This window comes from Rhabdothermincola sediminis (genome assembly GCF_014805525.1).
Lineage (GTDB): Bacteria > Actinomycetota > Acidimicrobiia > Acidimicrobiales > Acidimicrobilacustridaceae > Rhabdothermincola > Rhabdothermincola sediminis.
The window spans coordinates 63196-83749 of record NZ_JACFSZ010000003.1; the positions used below are offsets into that span (position 1 = coordinate 63196).

The 20554-nt window shown below is 71.2% G+C and carries 20 protein-coding genes; 9 read left to right on the top strand and 11 right to left on the bottom strand.

Going from position 1 to position 20554, the window contains the following annotated elements; all coding sequences use genetic code 11:
• Positions 1-9: 9 nt before the first annotated feature.
• Positions 10-1509 (bottom strand): acetyl-CoA acetyltransferase, encoded by a 1500-nt coding sequence (locus HZF19_RS03140; RefSeq protein WP_208027292.1) that lies wholly within the window; start codon positions 1507-1509, stop codon positions 10-12.
• Positions 1506-2372, bottom strand: coding sequence for an enoyl-CoA hydratase/isomerase family protein (locus tag HZF19_RS03145; protein ID WP_208027293.1), 867 nt, complete (start codon positions 2370-2372; stop codon positions 1506-1508). Before HZF19_RS03145 ends, HZF19_RS03140 begins: the two co-directional genes overlap by 4 nt.
• Positions 2373-2473: 101 nt before the next feature.
• Here HZF19_RS03145 and HZF19_RS03150 point away from each other — a divergent pair, with 101 nt between their 5' ends.
• Positions 2474-2767, top strand: a complete 294-nt coding sequence (locus HZF19_RS03150) for a hypothetical protein (RefSeq protein ID WP_208027294.1) — start codon at positions 2474-2476, stop codon at positions 2765-2767.
• A 9-nt stretch (positions 2768-2776) separates the two neighbouring features.
• Positions 2777-3433, top strand: coding sequence for a DMT family transporter (locus HZF19_RS03155; RefSeq protein WP_208027295.1), 657 nt, complete (start codon positions 2777-2779; stop codon positions 3431-3433).
• Positions 3434-3479: 46 nt separating this feature from the next.
• Here the strand turns inward: HZF19_RS03155 and HZF19_RS03160 are convergent, their stop codons facing one another.
• Positions 3480-4250 (bottom strand): SDR family oxidoreductase, encoded by a 771-nt coding sequence (locus HZF19_RS03160; RefSeq protein ID WP_208027296.1) that lies wholly within the window; start codon positions 4248-4250, stop codon positions 3480-3482.
• Between the two features lie 105 nt (positions 4251-4355).
• Here HZF19_RS03160 and HZF19_RS03165 point away from each other — a divergent pair, with 105 nt between their 5' ends.
• Both HZF19_RS03165 and HZF19_RS03170 read left to right on the top strand, forming a co-directional pair.
• Positions 4356-6278: an outer membrane protein assembly factor BamB family protein gene (locus HZF19_RS03165; RefSeq protein WP_208027297.1), complete on the top strand. Its 1923-nt coding sequence runs from the start codon at positions 4356-4358 to the stop codon at positions 6276-6278.
• 17 nt (positions 6279-6295) lie between these two features.
• The gene (locus HZF19_RS03170) at positions 6296-7537 is read left to right on the top strand and encodes an NHL repeat-containing protein (RefSeq protein ID WP_208027298.1); all 1242 of its coding nucleotides are present in this window, start codon (positions 6296-6298) and stop codon (positions 7535-7537) included.
• Between the two features lie 36 nt (positions 7538-7573).
• Here the strand turns inward: HZF19_RS03170 and HZF19_RS03175 are convergent, their stop codons facing one another.
• The gene (locus HZF19_RS03175) at positions 7574-9085 is read right to left on the bottom strand and encodes an aldehyde dehydrogenase family protein (RefSeq protein WP_208027299.1); all 1512 of its coding nucleotides are present in this window, start codon (positions 9083-9085) and stop codon (positions 7574-7576) included.
• Between the two features lie 172 nt (positions 9086-9257).
• On the opposite strand from HZF19_RS03175, the gene HZF19_RS03180 reads away from it, so the two are divergent.
• Positions 9258-10007, top strand: a complete 750-nt coding sequence (locus HZF19_RS03180; protein ID WP_208027300.1) for a hypothetical protein — start codon at positions 9258-9260, stop codon at positions 10005-10007.
• 37 nt (positions 10008-10044) lie between these two features.
• Here the strand turns inward: HZF19_RS03180 and HZF19_RS03185 are convergent, their stop codons facing one another.
• Positions 10045-10467 carry a MaoC/PaaZ C-terminal domain-containing protein gene (locus tag HZF19_RS03185; protein ID WP_208027301.1) on the bottom strand — a complete coding sequence of 141 codons (423 nt, stop codon included), beginning with the start codon at positions 10465-10467 and terminating at the stop codon, positions 10045-10047.
• Between the two features lie 116 nt (positions 10468-10583).
• Here HZF19_RS03185 and HZF19_RS03190 point away from each other — a divergent pair, with 116 nt between their 5' ends.
• Together HZF19_RS03190 and HZF19_RS03195 are read left to right on the top strand one after the other, a co-directional pair.
• Entirely contained in the window at positions 10584-12104 is a 1521-nt protein-coding gene (locus HZF19_RS03190) for an adenylate/guanylate cyclase domain-containing protein (RefSeq protein ID WP_208027302.1), read from the top strand.
• Between the two features lie 82 nt (positions 12105-12186).
• On the top strand, positions 12187-13197 hold the full coding sequence (locus HZF19_RS03195) for an alpha/beta hydrolase (RefSeq protein ID WP_208027303.1): 1011 nt from the start codon (positions 12187-12189) through the stop codon (positions 13195-13197).
• Positions 13198-13256: 59 nt separating this feature from the next.
• On the opposite strand, the gene HZF19_RS03200 is transcribed toward HZF19_RS03195, so the two are convergent.
• Genes HZF19_RS03200 through HZF19_RS03210 form a run of 3 tightly spaced genes read right to left on the bottom strand, consistent with a single transcriptional unit; the run spans position 13257 to position 16401 of the window.
• The gene (locus HZF19_RS03200) at positions 13257-14276 is read right to left on the bottom strand and encodes an acyl-CoA dehydrogenase family protein (RefSeq protein ID WP_208027304.1); all 1020 of its coding nucleotides are present in this window, start codon (positions 14274-14276) and stop codon (positions 13257-13259) included.
• Between the two features lie 7 nt (positions 14277-14283).
• Positions 14284-15453, bottom strand: coding sequence for an acyl-CoA dehydrogenase family protein (locus HZF19_RS03205; RefSeq protein WP_208027305.1), 1170 nt, complete (start codon positions 15451-15453; stop codon positions 14284-14286).
• Between the two features lie 27 nt (positions 15454-15480).
• Positions 15481-16401 (bottom strand): SDR family oxidoreductase, encoded by a 921-nt coding sequence (locus tag HZF19_RS03210; protein WP_208027306.1) that lies wholly within the window; start codon positions 16399-16401, stop codon positions 15481-15483.
• A gap of 76 nt (positions 16402-16477) precedes the next feature.
• Here HZF19_RS03210 and HZF19_RS03215 point away from each other — a divergent pair, with 76 nt between their 5' ends.
• Positions 16478-17314, top strand: coding sequence for an enoyl-CoA hydratase/isomerase family protein (locus tag HZF19_RS03215; protein ID WP_208027307.1), 837 nt, complete (start codon positions 16478-16480; stop codon positions 17312-17314).
• A 39-nt stretch (positions 17315-17353) separates the two neighbouring features.
• Here HZF19_RS03215 and HZF19_RS03220 read toward each other — a convergent pair whose 3' ends face one another.
• Positions 17354-17839 (bottom strand): hypothetical protein, encoded by a 486-nt coding sequence (locus tag HZF19_RS03220; protein WP_208027308.1) that lies wholly within the window; start codon positions 17837-17839, stop codon positions 17354-17356.
• A 40-nt stretch (positions 17840-17879) separates the two neighbouring features.
• Between HZF19_RS03220 and HZF19_RS03225 the strand changes: the two genes are divergently transcribed.
• Positions 17880-19310, top strand: a complete 1431-nt coding sequence (locus tag HZF19_RS03225) for an amidohydrolase family protein (protein WP_208027309.1) — start codon at positions 17880-17882, stop codon at positions 19308-19310.
• Between the two features lie 84 nt (positions 19311-19394).
• Here the strand turns inward: HZF19_RS03225 and HZF19_RS03230 are convergent, their stop codons facing one another.
• Together HZF19_RS03230 and HZF19_RS03235 are read right to left on the bottom strand one after the other, a co-directional pair.
• Positions 19395-19922: a gamma carbonic anhydrase family protein gene (locus HZF19_RS03230; RefSeq protein WP_208027454.1), complete on the bottom strand. Its 528-nt coding sequence runs from the start codon at positions 19920-19922 to the stop codon at positions 19395-19397.
• Entirely contained in the window at positions 19919-20419 is a 501-nt protein-coding gene (locus tag HZF19_RS03235; protein ID WP_208027310.1) for a flavin reductase family protein, read from the bottom strand. The genes HZF19_RS03230 and HZF19_RS03235 overlap by 4 nt, the downstream gene beginning before the upstream one ends.
• Positions 20420-20554 lie beyond the last annotated feature (135 nt).

A 20554-nucleotide genomic window follows, 5' to 3' on the forward strand; every position in this document is an offset into this window, starting at 1 on the left:
GTCGTCGGTCTAGGCCCGGGCGAGGTTGACGTCGCCCTCGGTGGTCTCGAGCTCGACCACCCTCCCCACCCACTCCTCCACCTCGAGCGCCACCAGCAGGTCAGGATCGGTGGCCCGGGCGTAGCAGCGCGCTCCCCCGTCGAACTCGCAGACCAGCAGCGCCCAGCCCGGTTCGCCGTCCCGACCGTGCGCCACGCTGTACGCCGCGACCGTGGCCGGACCGCGATGGGTGTCCACGATCGGGGCCGGACCCTCGGCGTCGAGCCGCCGCTGGACCCGTTCCACTTCCGGCAGCATGACCGGCCCGGGACTGGTGGAGTAGAGGCCGAAGGCGTGCTTCGTCATGTGCATGCCGACCCCGCTGACCAGGCCGAACGAGCCCGGGTCCTCGCGCAGGACAACGGCCATGCTCGCGATCGAGTGCGCCAGGTAGCCGCTGCCGGCACCACCGGCGAAGGGCAACCCACCCGTGACCGTGAGCCCCCTCGGGTCGTCGGGCGCGAGGCCGAGGGCGTCACGGGCGAAGTCCACCGAGCTGGCGAAGCAGCTGTAGAGGTCGAGGTGGGCCACGTCGTCGACACCGACGCCCGCCACCCGGAGGGCCTCGGCGCTGGCGGCGGCCATGGCGGGCGAGCGCGACAGGTCGCGGTGCTCAGCGACGTAGAGCGGGTCAGTGGCGTAGCACCACCCCCGCAGGTACACCCGGCGCTCTGCGGGCACCCCGAGCGAGTCGGCCCGGGCGTGGCTGGCGACGATGACCGCGGCGGCCATGTCGACGTCCATCACCGAGACCATGTACTTCGTGTACGGGTAGCCGACCATGCGGTTCTGGGCGGAAGGCGTGATCAGCTCCTCGACCGAGCGCTCGACCGGGAACCAAGCGAAGGGGTTCCGGGCCGCCACCCGGGTGAACGGCGCGAGCAGCTCACCCAGCCGGCGGCGATGCTCCTCGGGGCTCGTGCCCAGGCGGGCCCGGCGACCGATGTCGAACACCGCGAAGGTCAGCCAGGCCTGGAAGACCTCGTGTGCCACCTCCGCCGGGTGGAACGGCGCTTCGAACGGGAAGGGTTTGCGCTCCGGGTCCTTGAAGCGCCAGGCCGGCTTGCGCCCGTCCTTGCGGAGACGGCGCCTGGTGTCGAGTGCTTCGGCACCGGTGACGAGGGCGACATCGAGCTCGCCCCGGATGATCGCCTCGGCCGCGGCGTCGACGAGCTGCTGGGGCACGGTGCCGCCGATGCCCGAGTAGGCCCGGCGGCGGGGGTCGATCGCGAGGGCCTCCGCCAGCCGACCCGGCGGGTCGTCGTAGGCCCAGCTCTGGCAGTACACGACGTCGAGGGAGTCGACGGCTGCGAGCACCGCGGGGGCGCCGCGGGCCGCGCCGGCGTCGTCGGCGGCCTGGCGGCACACCTGCTCCCACATGGCGAGCGGCTCCGGAGCCTCGCCGCCGCCCGGTCGCCAGACCTGCTGGCCGACCCCGATGATGCAGGGGGCGCGGGGGTCGACGCTCACCGGCCCTTCCAGACGGGATCGCGCTTCTCGGCGAACGCCCTCGGTCCTTCCTTGGCGTCCTCGGTCTGGAACACCTCCTGGGAGAGCTGCTGCTCGATGGCGTAGGCCTCCTCCAGGGTGGTCGACAGGCCGCGCAGCACGCTCTCCTTGGTGGCCTGCACCGCGAGCGGCGCGTTGGCCGTGATGCGAGCCGCCCACTCGAACGCCCGGTCGAGCAGCTCCTCCTCGGGCACGATCTCGTTCAGCAGGCCCATCTGCAACGCCCGCTCGGCCGGGAACCTCTCGGCGGTGAGAAGGAACTCCATCGCCGCCGGGAAGGGGATCTGGCGGGGCAGGCGGGCGGTGGTGCCACCACCGGCGAACAGGCCCCGCTTGGGCTCCATCACCCCGAAGCTGGCATTGGAGGTGGCGATGCGGATGTCGATGCCACCCAGCATCTCCATGCCGCCGGCCACACACGGCCCGTTGATGGCGGCGATGATCGGCTTGTAGATCTTCGTGTCCCGCAGGACCGCCCGGGTGCCGTCGGACAGCTTGCACCCGTCGACCTCGGTGACCTCGCCCTTGCTGATCTCTTCGGCGAGCTCCGTGATCTGCGGGATGTAGGTCTTGAGGTCCGCGCCGGCCATGAAGTTGCGGCCCACACCGGTCACGATCGCCACCCACGCGTCGTCGTCGTAGCGGAAGTCCTTCCAGGCCCGGGCCAGGTCTCGGAAGTGGTACATGTCGAGCGCATTGCGGGCTTCCGGCCGGTCGATGGTGATGAGCACCACGTGCTCGGCGCCCGGGCGCGCGCCCTTCTCGTAGTGGATCGGCATCTGCGGCGAGACCCCCTGCTCACGACCCTTCCGGAAACCTGACATGGTAGTCAGCTTTCGGGCTGCGTCTTCTCCCGGACCGTCGCGCCGGCGAGGCTCGGAAAAGCGCTCATGCCGGTCTGGTGAAGCCGTAACCTGCGCGGAGCATGTCCGAGGTCGCCACCACGATCGAGCTGACCCCTCGCCCCGGTGTGGGCGCCCTCGCCCAGCGCAGCCCCGTCGCGGTGGTCGTGATCGGCGTGGTGCTGTTCAGCACCGGCCCGGTCATGGTCGGCGCGGCGTCCGTCTCCGGGCCGGTGTTCTCCTTCTGGCGGCTGTGGATCGGTGTCGCGACCCTGGCGGTGGCGACCCTGGTGCACGGCCGGGTCGTCGACCGCTGGCCCTCGCGTGAGGGGTGGCGGCGGGCCCTGGTGTGCGGCGCGCTGTTCGGGACCCACTAACTCGCGTTCATGACCGCGCTGCGCCTGACCTCGGTGGTCGACGTGACGCTCATGAACACCCTCGCACCGGTGGTGGTGGCCGTGCTCGCCGTGCCGATGTTCGGAGAGCGACCGGGCCCCTCGTTCCGCCTGTGGTCCGCGGTGGCCATCGCCGGCGCGGCGTTGGTCGCGCTGGCGGGCGCCTCGGGCCCGGAGGGCGACGCCCTCGGGATGGCGCTGGCCACGCTGAACGTGCTCGGTTACTCCGTGTACTTCGTGTGGTCGAAGCAAGCCCGCGACCACATCGACACGGTCCCTTTCCTGTTCGGCGCGTCGGTCGCCGCCGCCGTCACGGTCTCCGCGTTCGTCGTGGTCACCGGCGAGCCTGTGGGGATGATCGGCCTGCACGACCTCCTCCTGTGCGCCGCGGTGGCCCTGTTCCCCGGGGCGCTGGGGCACTTCTCGGTCACCTGGTCACTGCGATGGGTGCCCGCCAACCTCCCCCCGGTGCTGATGCTGGCCATCCCGGTGCTCTCCGGTGCGATGGCCTGGGTGCTGCTCGGCCAGGCCGTGACCACGGTGCAGGTGATGGCGGGCGCGCTCACCATCGTCGGGGTGGCCGGGGCCGTGCGATCCGCACCCGATCCCATGCCCGCCGAGGCGTTGGCGACCGCCGAGGAGACCTGACGCCATCGCCCGCGCCCCCCACCCGCACACCGGAGGCGGGCCCGGCTCACCCCGACGACCCGTGCCGTTCGACGATCGACGCCGCCAGCAGGTCGAGATCCTCCGGCGGGTCCTCGGCGGCCATCCAGTGGACCATCCGCTCCGCCACCCACTCGGGCTCCACCGGCTCACGGTCGAGGTAGCCGATCGAGTGCCACCACTCGAACATCGTCGCTGCCAGATCGGGATCCCAGCCATCGGCCATGCCGGTCAGGGTGGGGCCGACCACCACTCGGGTGAAGGTCACCTCGCTGACCTCCGTGCGCCAGGCGGCGACGAGGGTCTCGAGCCCGGCCTTGCTGGCCGCATAGGCCCCGAGCCCGGGAAAGGGGCGGTCGACCGAGTCCGACGACAGGAACGCCACCCGCCCTCCGGCCGCCACCAGCGCGGGCAGCGCGGACCTGGTCACCAGCGCGGCGCCCACGAGGTTGGTCTCCAGCAGCTCGCGCCAGGTGTCGACGTCGGTCTCCGCCAGCAGCGCCAGGCGGTTGACACCAGTGGAGTATACGAGGGTGTCGAGGCCACCGAGCTCCTGCTCCACCGCCCGGGCAACCAGATCACACGCCACGGGCACCCGGACGTCACACTGGACGGGCCAGACAGCCTCGCTCGCTTCGTCCGCCACCTCCCGCAGGCGGTCCAGCCGGCGGGCCGCGATCGCGACCCTGGCGCCGGCGTGGGCCGCCGCGAGGGCGATCGCCCGGCCGATGCCCGAGGACGCCCCGACGACCAGGACCCGCCGCCCCTCGAGCGACACCCCGTGACCATCCACGTTCACTATCATGACGCTCGCGTCAGGTTTGTGCTCGGGGGTCAGCGTGGCCGGCGCGGGCGGCGAACGGCCCGGCACCGGCCACCCGGAACGGGGGGACGAGGGGGCACCGTGCAGTCGAGGAGAGCGATCGCCGGCCTGCTCGCCGCCAGCCTCGCGCTCGCGGCGTGCCGGGCCGACCCGCCGGCGTTCCCGGCTGCCGACCCGGGCCCGGTCGCCGGGGCCGGTGAGTGTGACTGGCCGATGTGGGGGCACAACCTCGCCCGCACCTTCGCCTACCCCTGCGAGACCGCCCTGTCGACGGCCACGGTGGCCGACCTCGAGCTGGCCTGGTTCTTCAACACCTATGACGTGGTGACCGCGACCCCCGCGATCGTCGACGGCACCGCGTACGTCGGTGACTGGTCGGGGCGCTTCTACGCGGTCGACGTGACCACCGGTGAGGCCCGCTGGACCTTCCAGGCCGCCACGGAGCCGAACGTGTACGCCGGTCAGATCGTCTCGAGCGCCGCGGTGGCCGACATCGACGGGGTGCGTACGGTGGTGTTCGGGAGCGGCCGCACGGTGCACGCATTGCGGGCCGACACCGGTGAGGAACGCTGGTCCCACGCGGTGGGCACCGACGACCCCCAGGACTTCACCGAGATCGAGTCCTCACCGGCGATCGCCGACGGCAAGGTTCTGGTGGGCACCGACGTGCACAATCGGCCCGGCCAGCAGGCGGGGCTGCTGGCGCTCGACGCCGGGACGGGCCAGCGACTGTGGTTCTTCGACCCTGACCAAGGCCAGCCACCACAAGGCTGTGCCGACGTGTGGGGGTCCCCCAGCGTGGACCTGGAGCGCCGGACGGTGTTCGTCGGGACCGCCAACTGCCCCCGCTCGCCCGACGGATGGGGTCCTTACACCGAGGCCCTCGTCGCCGTCGACCTCGACACCGGCGAGCCGCGCTGGGCCTTCCAACCCCACGAGCCGAACAACGACGACCTCGACTTCGCCGGGGCACCCAACCTCTTCCGGGCGAGAGGGCGCGACCTGGTGGGCCTCGGCAACAAGGACGGCACCTACTACGCCGTCGACCGTGACACCGGGAAGCTGGTCTGGAAGGCCAAGGCCACCGAGCCCGGCATCGAGGAGCCCGGCGCCAACTTCTCGACCGGCGGGTTCATCGGTGGCACCGCCTACGCCGAAGGCATCATCGCCGGGGGCACCGCGGTCGGTCCGCCGCCCTTCGTGCACGCCATCGACGCGGCCAACGGGAAGATCCTCTGGCAGGACGCCGGGGTGCAGGCGATCTACGGCTCGGCTGCGGTGGCCAACGGCGTGCTGTTCATCGGTGGAAACGACTTCACCCTGCGGGCCTACGACCTGCGCACCGGCGAGGTGCTCTGGTCCCACGAGATGCGCGGTGTGGTGGCGGGTGGCCCAGTCGTGGTCGGCGACAGCCTCTACGCGGTGGCCGGCATCCGCGAGCCCGGCCTGGACGCCCGCAGCGAGACCAGCGGCCTGTACCGCTTCGTGCTCCGGGGGCGCACGCCTGGCATGACCCAGCCGGCGCCGACCACCTCCACCACGGCAGAACGAGCGACCGGGGTGGTGCTGGCGCCCAACGTCCAGCCCTGCATGGGCAGCCCCTGCGACATGTTCCGGGCGGGTATCACCCTGCGGCGCCCGCCAGGGCTGAGTCCCACCGCCACCCTCGAGGTCCAGACCGATCCGTTCCGGGTCACCTTCCAGGGTGAAGGGCTGGGACGGCCCGAGGAGTGGTTGCAGCCGGGCAGCCCTGCCGCCCAGGCAGGTGCGACGATGTTCGGCCTGTTCATCTCCGAGCGCGACGACAACCCGGTCGGCGGTGTCCTGTGCATCCTCGACGAGGACTACCGCTGCAGCACCGACTCCCTGCCGGCACGCACGTCCTACAACCGCATCACCCTGCTCGCGTTGGCGAGCGCCGACACGATGCCCACCCCAGCCGACGGAGCGGCCCGCCTGCTGGTGACGGTGTCGTTCGATCCACCGCTGACCCCCGTCAACTGACCCAGGGAGGCAACCCGATGGCGAACGTGCGCAGACGCGGGCTCGGGATCGTGGCGGTCCTGGCCGTGCCGATCCTGCTGGCAGCCTGCAGCTCCGGGGGCGGCGGTCAGACCGCCACGACCACCTCCACCGCGGCCCGCCAACCGAGCGCCACCACCGCCCCGCCACCTTCGGAGCCGGCCGGGGTGATCGTGTTCAACGGGCAGGGCAACCACCTCGACGCCTACGCCGCCGAACCACCCTTCGAGCACCAGCGGGTGATCACCAGCCGCTCGGAGGACCCCGAGGGCCTCGACATCAACGGCCAGATCTGCTTCTTCCCCGACGGATCGGGGCGGTTCATCGCGGGTGAGGACACGGGCCAGACGGCCGGTGACACCCAGGGATGGGGCATCTTCGAGCTGACCGGCGACCGCATCGGCGACCTCCGGGCCCGGGAGATCGGCAAGCTGGTGCCGACCTTCCAGGGCAGCGCGGACAACGCGGAGAACTACGGGTGCGGCTTCCTCTCCGACGGCCGCATCGTGACCACCGACGTCGGCAACCAGGCGGCAGGCCCCGGTGACGGGCAGCTGATCGTATGGTTCCCGCCCTTCGACAGCCACGAGGTGGCCTACTGCAAGGTCGACGTGGAGATCGCCACCGCGCAGAGCATCTGGGTCGACGACCAGGACCGGGTGCTGGTGGCCTCGGCCCGGCCACCGTCGTTCGGTGGCCAGACCTCGGGGGTGTGGCGCTACCACGACCTGCCCACCGGCCCCGACGCGGCGGGCGGGTGCGGGCGCACCGACGCCACCGGTGCGCCCCTGGCCGACGAGGTCCGCAAGGAGATGTTCATCCCCTCCGGAGAGCACGACCTCATCGCTCCCACCGGCGTGACCGGCGGGCCCGACGGTCACCTGTTCGTCTCCAGTGTGATCAACGGGGTGATCAACGAGTACGACGCCAACGGCGTGTACCTGCGGACGATCCTGCGCCCGCCCGCCGGCGAGCAGTTCGGGGCGCAGCCGTTCTCGACCGGCACCCCGCTCGGCATCGCGGCCGGACCCGACGGCACGCTCTACTACGCGGACATCGGCCTGGTGCTCAAGCCCGACGGTGGCATCGGCCCGGGCGACAAGACCGGCAGCGTGCGCCGGATCGTGTTCGTGGCCGGCGAGCCGCAACCACCCGAGACCATGGCCAGCGGGCTCGCGTTCCCCGACGGGATCGGCCTGCTGGTACCCGGGGCCGGAGGCGGCGGAGCTTCCCGGCTCTAGCGAGGACGGGCTCGGGCCGGCGCCGGCCGGTCGCGATCAGAACGCCGCGTCGCTCAGGCCGATGTTGACGGTCTTCGTCTCGAGGAAGGCGTCGATGCCCTCTCGCCCGCCCTCGCGACCCAGGCCGGAGGTCTTGTAGCCGCCGAACGGCGCGTTGGGCATGACCGTGAAGCCGTTGATACCGAAGGTGCCGCTGCGCACGGCCTTGGCGATCCGCAGCGCGCGCTTCACGTCGGAAGTCTGCACCGACGCGCCGAGCCCGTAGTCGGTGTCGTTGGCCAGGCGGATGGCCTCCTCCTCGTCCTTGAACGGGATGGCGGCCAGCACCGGGCCGAAGATCTCCTCCCGGGCGATGGTCATGCGGTTGTCGACGTCGGCGAACAGGGTCGGATTCACGAAGTTGCCCTGCGCCAACTCACCGTCGGGACGGTCGCCACCGACCACCAGCCGGGCCCCCTCCTCGCGGCCCTGCTCGATGTAGCCGGTCACCCGCTCGAGTTGGCGGGTGTTGATCAGCGGGCCGGAGGTGGTGGCCGGGTCGAAGGGGTCGCCGAGCACGCACATCCCCGCCATGGTGGCCAGCTTGTCGATCATCTCGTCATAGATGTCCTGGTGGATCAGCGCCCGGGTGTGGCAGACGCAGCCCTGGCCCGACAGGCCCATCGACACCATACCCATCATCGCCGCGGCGGTGAGATCCGGGTCCGCGATGTCGGGGAAGACGATGTTGGGGCTCTTGCCCCCGAGCTCGAGTGACACCCGCTTGATGCCGTCGGCCGCGGCAGCGAGGATGCGCCGCCCGACAGCCCGGCTGCCGGTGAAGGTGATCTTGTCGATCAGCGGGTGGGTGATCAGCGCCTCCCCGGTGACCGAGCCCTCCCCCGCCACCAGGTTGAACACCCCCGGAGGGAGACCGGCCTGCTCGAGCAGCTCGGTGAGGCGGAACGCGGTGAGCGACGCGTACTCCGACGGCTTGAGCACCACCGTGCATCCCGCAGCCAGCGCTGGTGCGGCCTTCTGGGCGAAGAGCAGCAGCGGGGCGTTCCACGGGATGATGGCGGCCACCACCCCCACCGGCTCGCGGAGGGTCATGGTGAACATGTCCGATCCCGTGTACTGGGGGATGGTCTCGCCGGCGATCCGGTCCACCCACCCGGCGTGGTAGTCGAACACGTCGGCGGCGATGTGGCTCGACACCTGGTAGATGGACGAGAACGACACGGGCATGCCGTTGTCGAGGGTCTGCAGGCGGTCGAGCTCGTCCGCGTGATCGGCGATGAGCTGGGCGACGCGCTGGAGCAGCCGCTTGCGGTCCTTGGCCTTCAGTGACGTCCAGCGGCCGTCGTCGAAGGCTCGACGGGCGGCCTGCACGGCGGCGTCGACGTCGGCCCCCGAGGCGGTGGCGAAGGTGGTGACCTCTTCATTGGACGCCGGGTGGATGTGGGTCCAGACAGCGCCCTCGGAGCCCTCGCGCCAGGAGCCGTCGATGAACAGCCGGCCCTGCCCCACCCCGAGCTCGTCCCGATGAGCCAACACTGACAGCGCCATGGTCCCCCCTCTGCCGGTCCGCGGGCCGCTCAGCGTACTGCCGGCCGAGAACACGTTCTACTGCTCCCCCGCTGGGGGCCGGTATCCCTGCGCGTCAACGTGCCGGCACCTACCGTGGTGACCTAGGTTGAGCGTCGCACGGGGGCGCGAGGGTGGAAGAGCCGGACCACGAATGACGTACGGCGGGGACGACGGGGTGACGCTGCGGGGCGCCGCGGGGCTCGGAGCCCGCGGCGCATCGGTCGAGGTGGACGACGACGGGATCGTCGTGCACGCCCGCTCGTACACCGCACAACCGATCCGGATCCGCCTCGAGGCGCTCACCGCGGTCGTCGACCTGCGGGATCGTCGAGCCCGGCGCTTGCCGACCCCGCTGAGTCTCGGCCGCACCGCCACGGTCGCCGGTGTGGGCACCGCCTCGCCGCAATCTCCGCTGCACCGGGCCACGATCGGGCTGGTCTTCACCGAGCCCACCGCGCTCCCCGAGGTGCTCCCCGGCGCCAGGTGGGATCACGCCGCGGCACCCGGCGACGAGAGCCCGCCCCCGGTCTGGGACGCGCTGGCGCTGAACGCGGGCAAGCACACCGACCAGCTCCTCGCCATCCTGGCCCGCCGCGGCACGCGACGGGTGCCGTCGCTCGCGTCCGGCATCACCCTGGCGGCCAGCGGCCGCGCCGGCGGGTCGGCGGCGGACGGGCTCGCTCGTCGTGAGCAGAGCGCGCAGGTGCTGGCGCTGGCAACCATCTGCCTGGCGTTGGTGGCCATCCTGGCCCTCGTGCTGATGATGTCCACGGACTCGCCGTCATGGCTGGGGCTGCTGGTGCTCGCGGTACCCGCCTACCTCTACGGCACCTCGCGGCTCGTCCAGCCCCGGCGCCGCGGTCCGCGCCGCGGCATCCACCCGTCGTCAGCCCCGCCGTGAGCCTCCGCCGGTGCGTCCCGACCGGCTCACCGGCGGCTCAGCCCGCCAGGGCGACGGCCTCGCCGGCGACCTTGACCTCACCGTCCTGATTGGCGAGGGTCACCTCGAGGTCGATCAGCTTCCGGCCGCCATCCTCACGCTTGCCGGTGACGACCACGCTGCTCGTGAGCGTCTCGCCGGGCCAGGTCTGCTTGGTGAAGCGCACCTTGTAGCGAGTCAGGTTGCCGATGCCGACGTAGTCGGTGATCGCCTTGCCGAGCAGCCCCATCGAGAACATGCCGTGCCCGAACACACTGGGCAGGCCCGCGGCCTGCGCGGCCACCTCGTCATGGTGCATGGGATTGAAGTCGCCGGAGGCGCCGGCATACATGACGAGGTCGGTTCGCGTCAGCTCGTGACTCAACGGCGGGGCCTGATCGCCGACGTTGACGTCGTCGAAGCTCAGCTTGGGCTCGGCCATCGATGCTGCCTCCCGGATCACTCGGCCGGATCGCTCGGCGGGGGGATTCTTCGCGTTTGCTGACACGCGTGTCAAGTTTCGCGGGCGGAGGCGGGTCCGTCCGTAGACTCGAGGGCATGCTCCGGCGGCCCTCGGTGCGCTACCGCCGACCTCTCCAGGCCCTGGCCACGGTCCGGGGGGTCATCGTCCTGCAGGTCCTTGCGAACGGGGCCGGAGCGCTGCTGGTCTTCCTGTACCTGCAGTACCTCTTCCCGGTGCGCACCCCGGAGCAGTCCCAGCGGGTCGGCCTCAATCTCACCGTCTTCGGCGCCTACCTCCTCGTCACCCTCTTCGTCGCCTTCCCGCTCAACCGGTACTTCCTCTCCCGGGCGGTGGCCTGGGTGCGCGACGGGCGCGAGCCGACGGACAAGGAGCGCCTGGCCACCCTAACCCAGCCCTTCCAGCAGACCGCGTCGGCCTTCCTGGGGTGGGTCGGCGCGGCGGTGATCTTCGGCATCCTCAACGAGGACGCCACCCGCGTCTCCCTCGGGATCGTGCTCGCGGGGCTGGTGACCTGCGCGTTGCTGTACCTGCTGCTCGAGCGCCACTTCCGCCCGGTGTTCGCGCTGGCCCTCCAGGACGCGAACCTCCCCCGACCGCACCGGGAGATCCTGCCGCGGATCATGATGGCCTGGCTGCTCGGCTCCGCGGTCCCGATCGTGGCCCTGGGCCTCGCTCCACTCGGGGTGCCGGCCGAGCAGCGGGGCGAGCTCAGCGCCCGCATCGGCGTGCTGGTGGTGGCCAGCGTGGTGGCCGGTGGGCTGATCATGCGAGCCGCGGCGCGCGGGGTGGCGGATCCGATCGAAGCCGTGCGCCGGGCGATGGCCCGGGTCGAGGAGGGTGATCTCGACGTCGAGGTCCTGGTCGACCACGCGGGGGAGATCGGGCGGCTGCAAGCCGGCTTCAACGACATGGTGGAGGGCCTGCGGGAACGGCGCCTCCTCCATGACCTCTACGGGCGCCAGGTAGGCGTCGACGTGGCCCGTGCCGCGCTCGACCAGGGCCCACAACTCGGTGGTGAGGAGCGATCGGTCACCGCGCTGTTCGTCGACCTCGACGACTTCACGGGTTTCAGCGAGACCCACGAGCCCGCCGAGGTGGTCGAGGAGCTCAACGCGTTCTTCTCGGTGGTGGTGGAGGTGGTGATGGCGGAGGGTGGCTTCGTGAACAAGTTCGAAGGCGACGCCGCCCTGTGCATCTTCGGCGCGCCGACCGATCAACCGGACCATGCCGATCGTGCGCTGCGGGCCGCGGCCCGGCTCCCGGAAGTGGTCGGTCGTCTGCCCGCGAACCCGAGCGTGGGCGTCGGGGTGGCGAGCGGGCGGGCCATCGCCGGCCACATCGGCACACCGGAACGCTTCGAGTACACGGTGATCGGCGACCCGGTGAACGTGGCTGCCCGGCTCACGGTGCTGGCCAAGCGTCAGAGGGCGCAGGTCCTGGCCGCCGGCGACACCCTGGCCTGTGCGAGTGCGGAGACCGCGGCAATGTGGCGCCCGGTGGGTGAGGAGCGGCTCCGCGGCCGTCGTGCGCCAACCGTCCTGTGGGCGCCGGCAGCCCTTTACTCGGCAGATAAACAGTGTTTACCTTTCGCATGAGCCCACGGCGGGCGAAGCGGTGACGACCCGTACCCAATCGGGCGAACGGGCGCCACCAGGATCTCGGAGGGAGTCAATCAAGATGTCAGCACGATCGTTCCGGCGAGCCCTGCTCGCCCTCGTCGCGACCGCAGCGATGCTGACGGTCGCATCACCAGCGAGCGCCGGCGCACCGAGCCAGCCCGGCCAGGCGGCCACGGGCTTTGGATCGAGCCAGGGCTACATCGCCACCGGTGCGACCAAGTACGAAACGGGCAGCGGGAGCGCCGGCACCCGCGTGTGGTGGTACGTCCCCAACCGGCTGCGCAACGGGACCTCCGCCCCCGTGGTCGTCTTCCTTCACGGGTTCATGCTGCTCGCGCCCGAGATCTACCAGGGCCACATCGACCACCTGACCCGCCAGGGCTACATCGTGATCTTCCCGCAGTTCAACAAGGGTGGGCTGCTCGGGCTCATGACCGACACCGATCAGAACCAGATGTTGAAGCGAGCCATCGACGCCACCAACGTGGCCCTCGCCCGACTCGGGAGCGCAGCCGACCGATCGAAGATCCATCTCTACGGCCACTCACTGGGCGGGCTCATGGGGGCCAGCTGGCTGGCCCGAGGAGGAGTGCCCATCCGGAGCGCGACCCTGGCCAACCCGTCGCTCGACGCCGGCGCAGCCATCCCGTCGTTCGTCCGCAGCCTGGTGCGGATCACGCCGATCGACATCGCGAGCACTGCGCGCTCCCACACGGTCCGCACGATCATCATCACCGGCGACCGCGACACCATCGCCAAACCTGCGGAGTCACTAACCCTGGCGGGCCTGATGACCGCCGCTCCTGAGAAGGTCGTCTACCAGGCGCTCTCGGACAGCACCGGCTCGCCCGCCATCCAGGCCGATCACATGGCCCCGATCCAGGACGACGGCTGGCTCCCGAGCTTCCTGGCCGAGCTCTTCGGCGGCACGGGCGAGCAGGACACGCTCGACTGGAGGGTGTACTACGCCGCGCTCGACGCCAACATCGCAGGACACGACACTGTGCCGTTCGAGATGGGCACCTGGTCGAACGGAGTGCCAGTGGCGGCGCCGGTCCGGCTGCTCTGAGGTTCCCGATGGCGGGGGTCGCCCACCGACCCCCGCCATCGACCGGTCGGGCGGCGTCGCTAGCGCAGCGAGGACCCGCCGAGGAGCAGATCCGCCAGGCGATCGTGGTGCCAGTCCGACGGGCCGAGGAGGTACTCGCTGGCGTAGGCCCGTCGCAGGAACAGGTGCACGTCGGACTCCCACGTGTAGCCGATGCCCCCGTGGATCTGGACCGCGTCCTTGGCGGCCCTCTTGGCCGCTGTGCCGGCCGCGGCCTTGGCCACGTGCGCGGCGCGTTGGCGGTCGGGGTCCCCGGCGTCGAACGTCATGGCCGCGTAGTACACCGCGGCCGCGGCCCGCTCGTGATCGAGGGACATGTCGACCATCTTGAACTGCAGGCCCTGGAAGGAGCCGATGGGCCGGTCGAACTGCACCCGCTCCTTCGAGTACTGCACGCTGGTGCTCACCAGCCACCGGGTGGTCCCCACCATCTCCGCGGCCAGCGCGACTGTGGCCCGATCCAGCACCGCGGCCAGCGCCTCAGGCGAGATGGGCTGCGGGTCCACATCCGCCGGGACCTCGACCTCGAACAGCCGTCGGGTGGAGTCCAGCGTCTCCATGGGGCGTGCGGTGAGCGACGACGCGGGCAGCACCGCCACCGCCGGTCCCGGCAGGACGAGGGCCACCTGATCGACCCGATCGGCCTCCGGAACGAACCGCCGGACGGGATCGGGCGAGGGCTCGGTGGTCCACAGCCCGTCGAGCCCGGCGAGGGCCACGGTGCCGGAGAGCCCACCGGCGGCGACCACATCCGCGCTCGGGTGCCCCAGTGCTCGCAGGAGTGGCAGGAACAGCGCCGAGGTGGCGAAGTAGGGCCCGGGCAGCAGGACGTGACCCGCTTCTTCGAGGAAGAGGCAGTGGTCCACGAGGGGGCCGTCTCCCAGCGCCACCCACTCCCGCAGGTGCGTCTCCCACAGCGGCTCGACCACCGACGGGTCCTCCCAGTGGGCACGCACCAGCGTCGAAGGGCACTCGTTGCCGAGCAACGATCGGGCGGTGGCCCGCAGCAGCTCCTGCTCGTCGGTCAGGGTGAAGTCCATCGGCTGCCTACCCCTTCGGCAGCCCGAGCACCCGGGTCGCGACCGTGTTGCGCTGGATCTCCGACGTACCGCCACCGATGTTGGCTGCCAGGCCTACGAAAAACCCCTGCTGCCAGCGAGCGCGCTCCTCGGTGAAGGCCGGCTCGACCACCGCCCCGAACGGACCCTGCAGGTCCATCCCCAGCTCGAACAGCTCACGCCGCAACTCGGCGGTGGCCAGCTTCATGTAGCTGTGCTCGGGCGCCGAGCTGCCCTGGGCGAAGCCGGCGAAGCCCTTGTAGCCGAGGGCCTTCAGGGTGGCCACCCGCTCGTACGCGGCCGCCAGGCGACGGCGCACGGCCGGATCGCCCGCCAGCCCCCGCCGCTCGGCCAGCGCCACCAGCCCCTCGACCGCCCGCTGGCAGCCGAACACCCCCTCCACCCACAGGCCGCCGCGCTCGTGCGCCAGCGAGCCCATGGTGATGCGCCAGCCGTTGTCGAGCTCACCCACCAGGTTCGACGCCGGCACCACCACGTCGGTGAAGAACACCTCCGCGAACTCCGACCCGCCGCTGATCTGGCGGAGCGGGCGGACGTCGACACCCGGCGTGTCGAGGTCGATGATCAGCACGCTGATGCCCTTGTGCTTGGGCACGTTCGGGTTGGTGCGCACGTAGCAGAAGCACTTCTGCGCCACGGTGGCGTAGGAGGTCCAGACCTTCTGGCCGTTCACGATGAACGAGTCACCGTCGAGCACGGCCCGGGTCTGCAGGTTGGCGAGGTCCGAGCCGGCGTCGGGCTCGCTCATGCCCACGCACCACACCGTGTCACCCCTGATCGCCGCGGGGGCCATCGCCTTCTGCTCGTCGTTGCCGAACTCGAGCAGGCTCGGACCGACGATGGCGTAGCCGCCGAAGTGCACGGAGCGGGGGATGCCCTGGCGGGCCAGCTCCTCGAGGTAGATGAGGGTCTGGACCGGGGTGGCGTTGCGGCCGCCGAGCTCGGGTGGGTAGCCGGGGATCATCCAGCCGTGGTCGAACAACGTGGCCTGCCACTCCCGGGCCCAATCGGGGATGATCTCGTCGTCCCCACCGAGGAAGTCCTTGCCGACCCGCGCCTGCGGCGGGCAGTGGGCGTCGATGAAGGCTCGCAGCTCCTCACGGAATGCCTCATCGGTCGGATCCCATGCCAGGCGCACCGGTTGCGCTCCTGCCTGCTGCCCGGCCTACCGACCCGGGCTCGGGAAGAAGAACGGTGGGATGCTGCCGTCGCTGTCCGCGAACAGCTCGTCGCGCACCGCTTCCACCCCGTCGATGGTCCAGGGCTTCTCGGCCGTGGCCTCGGTGCGTGGGCGCCAACCCTCGAGGAGCTGCACCACCCCGCCTTGCACCTTCACCACCTGACCCGAGACGCCCCGCGCCAGCGGGCTCGCCAGCCAGCAGGCGACCGCGGCGACGTTCTCCGGCGCGAAGCGGTCGAAGTCGCCTTCCTGCACCGTCATGTACTCCCCCGCGACCGCCTCGGTGAGCCGAGTGCGAGCCACGGGGGCGATGGCGTTCACCCGCACGCCGTAGCGCTCGAGCTCGCGGGCCACGACGATGGTCATCGACGCGATACCGGCCTTGGCGGCCGCGTAGTTCACCTGCCCCGCGTTGCCGTACAGCCCGGACTCCGAGGTGGTGTTGACGATCGTCGCCTCGACCGGCTGACCGGTCTGCTTCGAGCGCTCCCGCCAGTGGGCGCCCGCGAAGTGCGAGGTGCAGAAGTGGCCCTTGAGGTGGACGTTGACGACGAGATCCCACTCGTCCTCGTTCATCGAGAAGCTCATCTTGTCCCGCAGGATCCCCGCGTTGTTGACGAGCACGTCGAGCCCGCCCAGCTCGTCGACCGCTTGACCGATGAGGTTCTCGGCCCCCGCCCAGGACGCGACATCGTCATAGTTGGCCACCGCCGTGCCGCCCGCGGCCACGATCTCATCCACCACCTGCTGCGCCGGGGTCTGGTCGCGGCCCTCCCCCGACGCCGCCCCCCCGAGGTCGTTGACCACCACCTTCGCGCCCTCGGCTGCGAGCAGCAGCGCTTCGGCCCGGCCGATCCCCCGGCCTGCGCCGGTGACCACCGCGACCTTGCCGTCGAAGAGCCCCATGTCCGCGTCCCCCGTTTCCTGACGTTCATGTCACGTTACGCTCTCGCCCCGGAACCCGGCAACGGAGGGAGCGCAGATGGCGGCGGACGAGGCACCGCTCGAGGAGCAGGTCACCTACGACGAGTCCGGCGGCGTGGCGTGGATCACGATCAACGCGCCGGACCAGGGCAACGCCCTGACCATGCCCCGGCGGGACCGGCTCACCGAGCTGTTCCAGCAGGCGTCCGCGTCGTTGGCGGTGCGGGCCGTGGTGCTCACCGCCGCGGGCGACCGGCACTTCTGCACCGGCGCGGCGCTCGGCGGCCCCCGCACGGCCCCGCCCGATCGGCCCGAAGGCGCGCCCGAGCGGGCGGTCGGCGACGCGGCCCGGCTCATCCGGGAGGGCTGGCAGCGCCTCGTGAGCTCGATCCTGGACTGTGAGAAGCCCGTCGTGGCTGCCGTGAACGGCACCGCCGCCGGCGGCGGCGCGCAGCTCGTGCTGGCCTGCGACCTGGTGGTGATGGCCGACACGGCCCGGTTCATCGAGGTGTTCGTGCGGCGGGGGATCATGCCCGATGCCGGCGGCGCCTACCTGCTCCCCCGGCTGGTCGGGCTGCACAAGGCCAAAGAGCTGATGTTCCTCGGCGATGACGTGCCCGCCGGGGAGGCCCTGCGCATCGGCATCGCCAACCGGGTGGTGCCCACGGCCGAGCTCATCGCCGAGGTGGAGGCGCTGGCGTCGCGGCTGGCCGAAGCCCCCACCCGCGCCCTGGCGATGACCAAGTGGCTCCTGAACCGCTCCTTCGAGTCCGACCGCCGGACCGCGTTCGACGAGGAGGCGTTCGCCCAGGAGCTGGTGAACGGCACCGACGACGCCCGCGAGGGGATGACCGCCTTCGTGGAGCGGCGCGCGCCGGCCTTCCGTGGCTGGTGACGGCCCCGGCGCGGACGAGCCCCGCGAGGCCAGCCGGTATCAGCTGCTCTCGTTCGCGCTGAGCGCGGGGGGACCCTCCGGGCCCCAGTCGTAGCCCAGCTCCACCAGCCACGGCCGGGGGTCGGGAACCCGCCACGACGCCGTGGCCTGGCCGTGCTCGGGATGGGTGAACGTGACGATGACCGTCGCCTTGGCCTCCGAGCGGGGATCACCCGAGGTGTCGACCTTGGTGATGGCGGACCGCTGGATACGGAGCATCTTGTGACCCGCGGTGGTGACGAACACCAGCTCGGTGGCGCTCGCGCCGAGACAGCCCTGGCCGCGCAGGCCCCCGACCTCCTCCGGGTCGCTGGCGAAGCCCACCGCTCTCGAGTCCAGGACCCGCACCTGGTCCGCGCCGCCCAGCTCGGCCCGGCACTGGTCGACCGCCTCCTGGCTCTTGCGGGCGATGACCGGGTTGAGCGCCAGCAGCGCCACCACACCGGCGGCCAGCACCACGACCAGGATGATCACCACGGCAGTCATGACCAGGCACGCTACCAACCGGCATGGGAGAATGCCGTGGATGGCCGCCGACGACGTCGACCCGGGCCTGCCGATCAAGCTGCACCCCTGCTCCAACGGGGAGTACCTGCCCCCACCGGCGTCCCCGCTGGTGCGCGAGGTGGCCCGCCGCACCCGGGAGCGGGCCGCGAGCAACGCGCACGCCGTCGGCATGTCACGCCGGCAGTTCCTGCTCTCCTCGATGGGTGCGGCGACGATGCTCACCGTGCTCGCGGCCTGCAGCAGGGAGGCCGAGGAGGGCGAGCCGGGTGGCACCTTCGTCACCTCGCCGGAAGCCGAGCGGGACCCGGACGCGGCCCGCGACGCGCTGGGCGGCGACGACTTCGTGTTCGACGTGCAGGGGCACTTCCTCGACTACAGCCACGACTACGGAGGCCCGGTGCCGGCGTTCCCGCAATCGAACTGCGGATCAGCCGACCCGAAGGAGTGCTACTCGGTCGAGCGGTTCCTCGACCTGATCTTCAACAAGAGCGACACGAACATGATCGTGCTGTCCGCGCTGCCCTTCGCGGGCAACCCGCTCAGCCCGGAGGTCATGGCCCGCACCATCGCCCTGGCCGACGAGGTGTGCGGTGACCAGCGGGTCCTCATGCAGGGCGAGGCCCACCCGAGCGACGGCCCGCTCGACGTCGCGCTGGCGGCGATGGCCGACCTGCGAGACCGCTACGGGATCGGTGCGTGGAAGGTGTACACGCACGCCGGTGGGCCGGGCTGGTACCTCGACGACCACGACCCCCGAGCGGCGCAGGTGGGCGAGCGGTTCCTGTCCCAGGTGGCGACCCTCGGTCCACCGATCGTGGCCGTGCACAAGGGGTTCTCCTCCGGGAGCCCCTTCGCCAGCCCCGTCGATGTCGGCCCAGCGGCGCTGAACCACCCCGAGCTCTCCTTCGTGGTGTATCACTCGGGCTACGAAGCCGAGCACACCGAGGGCCCCTACGACGCCGACGCACCTCAGGGCATCGACCGCCTGATCGCCTCGGTGCGAGCCGCCGACATCGGACCGGGGGGCAACGTCTACGCCGAGCTGGGCTCGACGTGGAAGTCGGTGATGGGGCGACCGACCGAAGCAGCGCACGTGCTGGGCAAGCTGCTTGCGGCCTTCGGCGAGGACAACGTGGTGTGGGGGACGGACTCCATCTGGTACGGCTCACCGCAGGACCAGATCCAGGCCTTCCGCGCCTTCCAGATCAGCGAGCAGTTCCAGGAGCGGTTCGGCTACCCGGCGTTGACCCCACAGATCAAGGCCAAGATCTTGGGACTCAACTCGGCCAGGCTCTACGGGGTGGAGCCGATCACCAGCCGCTGCCGGATCGACCGCGGCGAGATCGAGCAGGCGCGTCAGGCGTCCACCGACGGGAACCAGACCTTCGGACCCACCACCGCGGCCGGTGCCCTGGCCCTGATGCGCGCCCACCGCATCGCGACTGCCTGAACACGAACCCGGTCCGAGCCGGTCGCTCGCTCCCGGGGTCCCGGCGACGTGGAGCCCGGTGACTCCGGCGCCGCCGGCCGCCGATCAAGGCAACTGCTCGACGCGGCGCAGCTCCCGCCGGTAGCGGGCTGCTCGTTGCACGTAGGACCACGCGGGCCCGGAGATCATCTCCGGGGTCACCGAGTTCTCCCGGATCCTGGCGGGGACGCCGAGGGCCATCGCCCCCGAGGGCACCTCCATGCCAGCCGGCACCACGGCGTTGGACCCCACGAGGGCGCCGGAGCGCACGACGGCACGATGCAGGACCACCGCGCCGTTGCCCACCAGGGCTCGGTCCTCCACCGTGCAGCCCTCCAGGTGGACGATGTGGCCGATCACGCAGTCGTCGCCCACGATCGTGGGCAGCTCGGCCGTGCAGTGCAGCACCGAGCCGTCCTGCACCGAGGTGCGGGCCCCGATGTGGATCCACCCGTCGTCGCCGCGCAGCACCGCACCCGGCCACACCGAGGCCTCCGGGCCGAGCACCACGTTGCCGATCACCACGGCATCGGGATGCACGTAGGCCTCGGGGTGGATCTCGGGGACCTGGTCGCCCAGCGCGTAGATCATCAGACCGTGAACCGGCCGTACCCGCCGCGATAGAAGATCAGCGGACCGCCCTCGTGCAGCACGTCGAGGTCCTGCACGGCGCCGATCACGATGTCGTGGTCACCGGATGCGACGACGTCGCCGATCGTGCAGTCGATGTAGGCCAGGGCTCCCTCCAGCAGGGGCGACCCGTTACCCGAGCGCTTCCAGCCGATCTCGGCGAACTTGTCGGGAGCCTTGCTGGCGAACACCCGGCACACGTCCTCTTGGTCGTCGGCGAGCACGTTCACGCAGAACGCACCAGCGGCGCGGATCTTGGGCCAGCTCGAGGACTGCTTCCCGGCGCAGAACAGCACTTGCGGCGGTTCCAGCGACAGCGAAGCGAAGGAGCCGACGGCCAAGCCGACCGCCGTGCCCTCGCTCATCGCCGTGATCACGGTGACCCCGGTCGGGAAGTGGCCGAGGACCTGTCGGAACTTGGCCGCGTCGAAGGTGGTGCTGTCGTCGGTGATGTCGCTCACGGCCGCGGACACTACCCCCGAACTGTTCACCGGCACGCGGTCACGAACCGCGCCGGGCTGAACGGTTCGCTCACACCCATCACCCCCGGCGAACTGTTCACCGATACGCGGCCCACGACCGCGGCGGGCTGAACG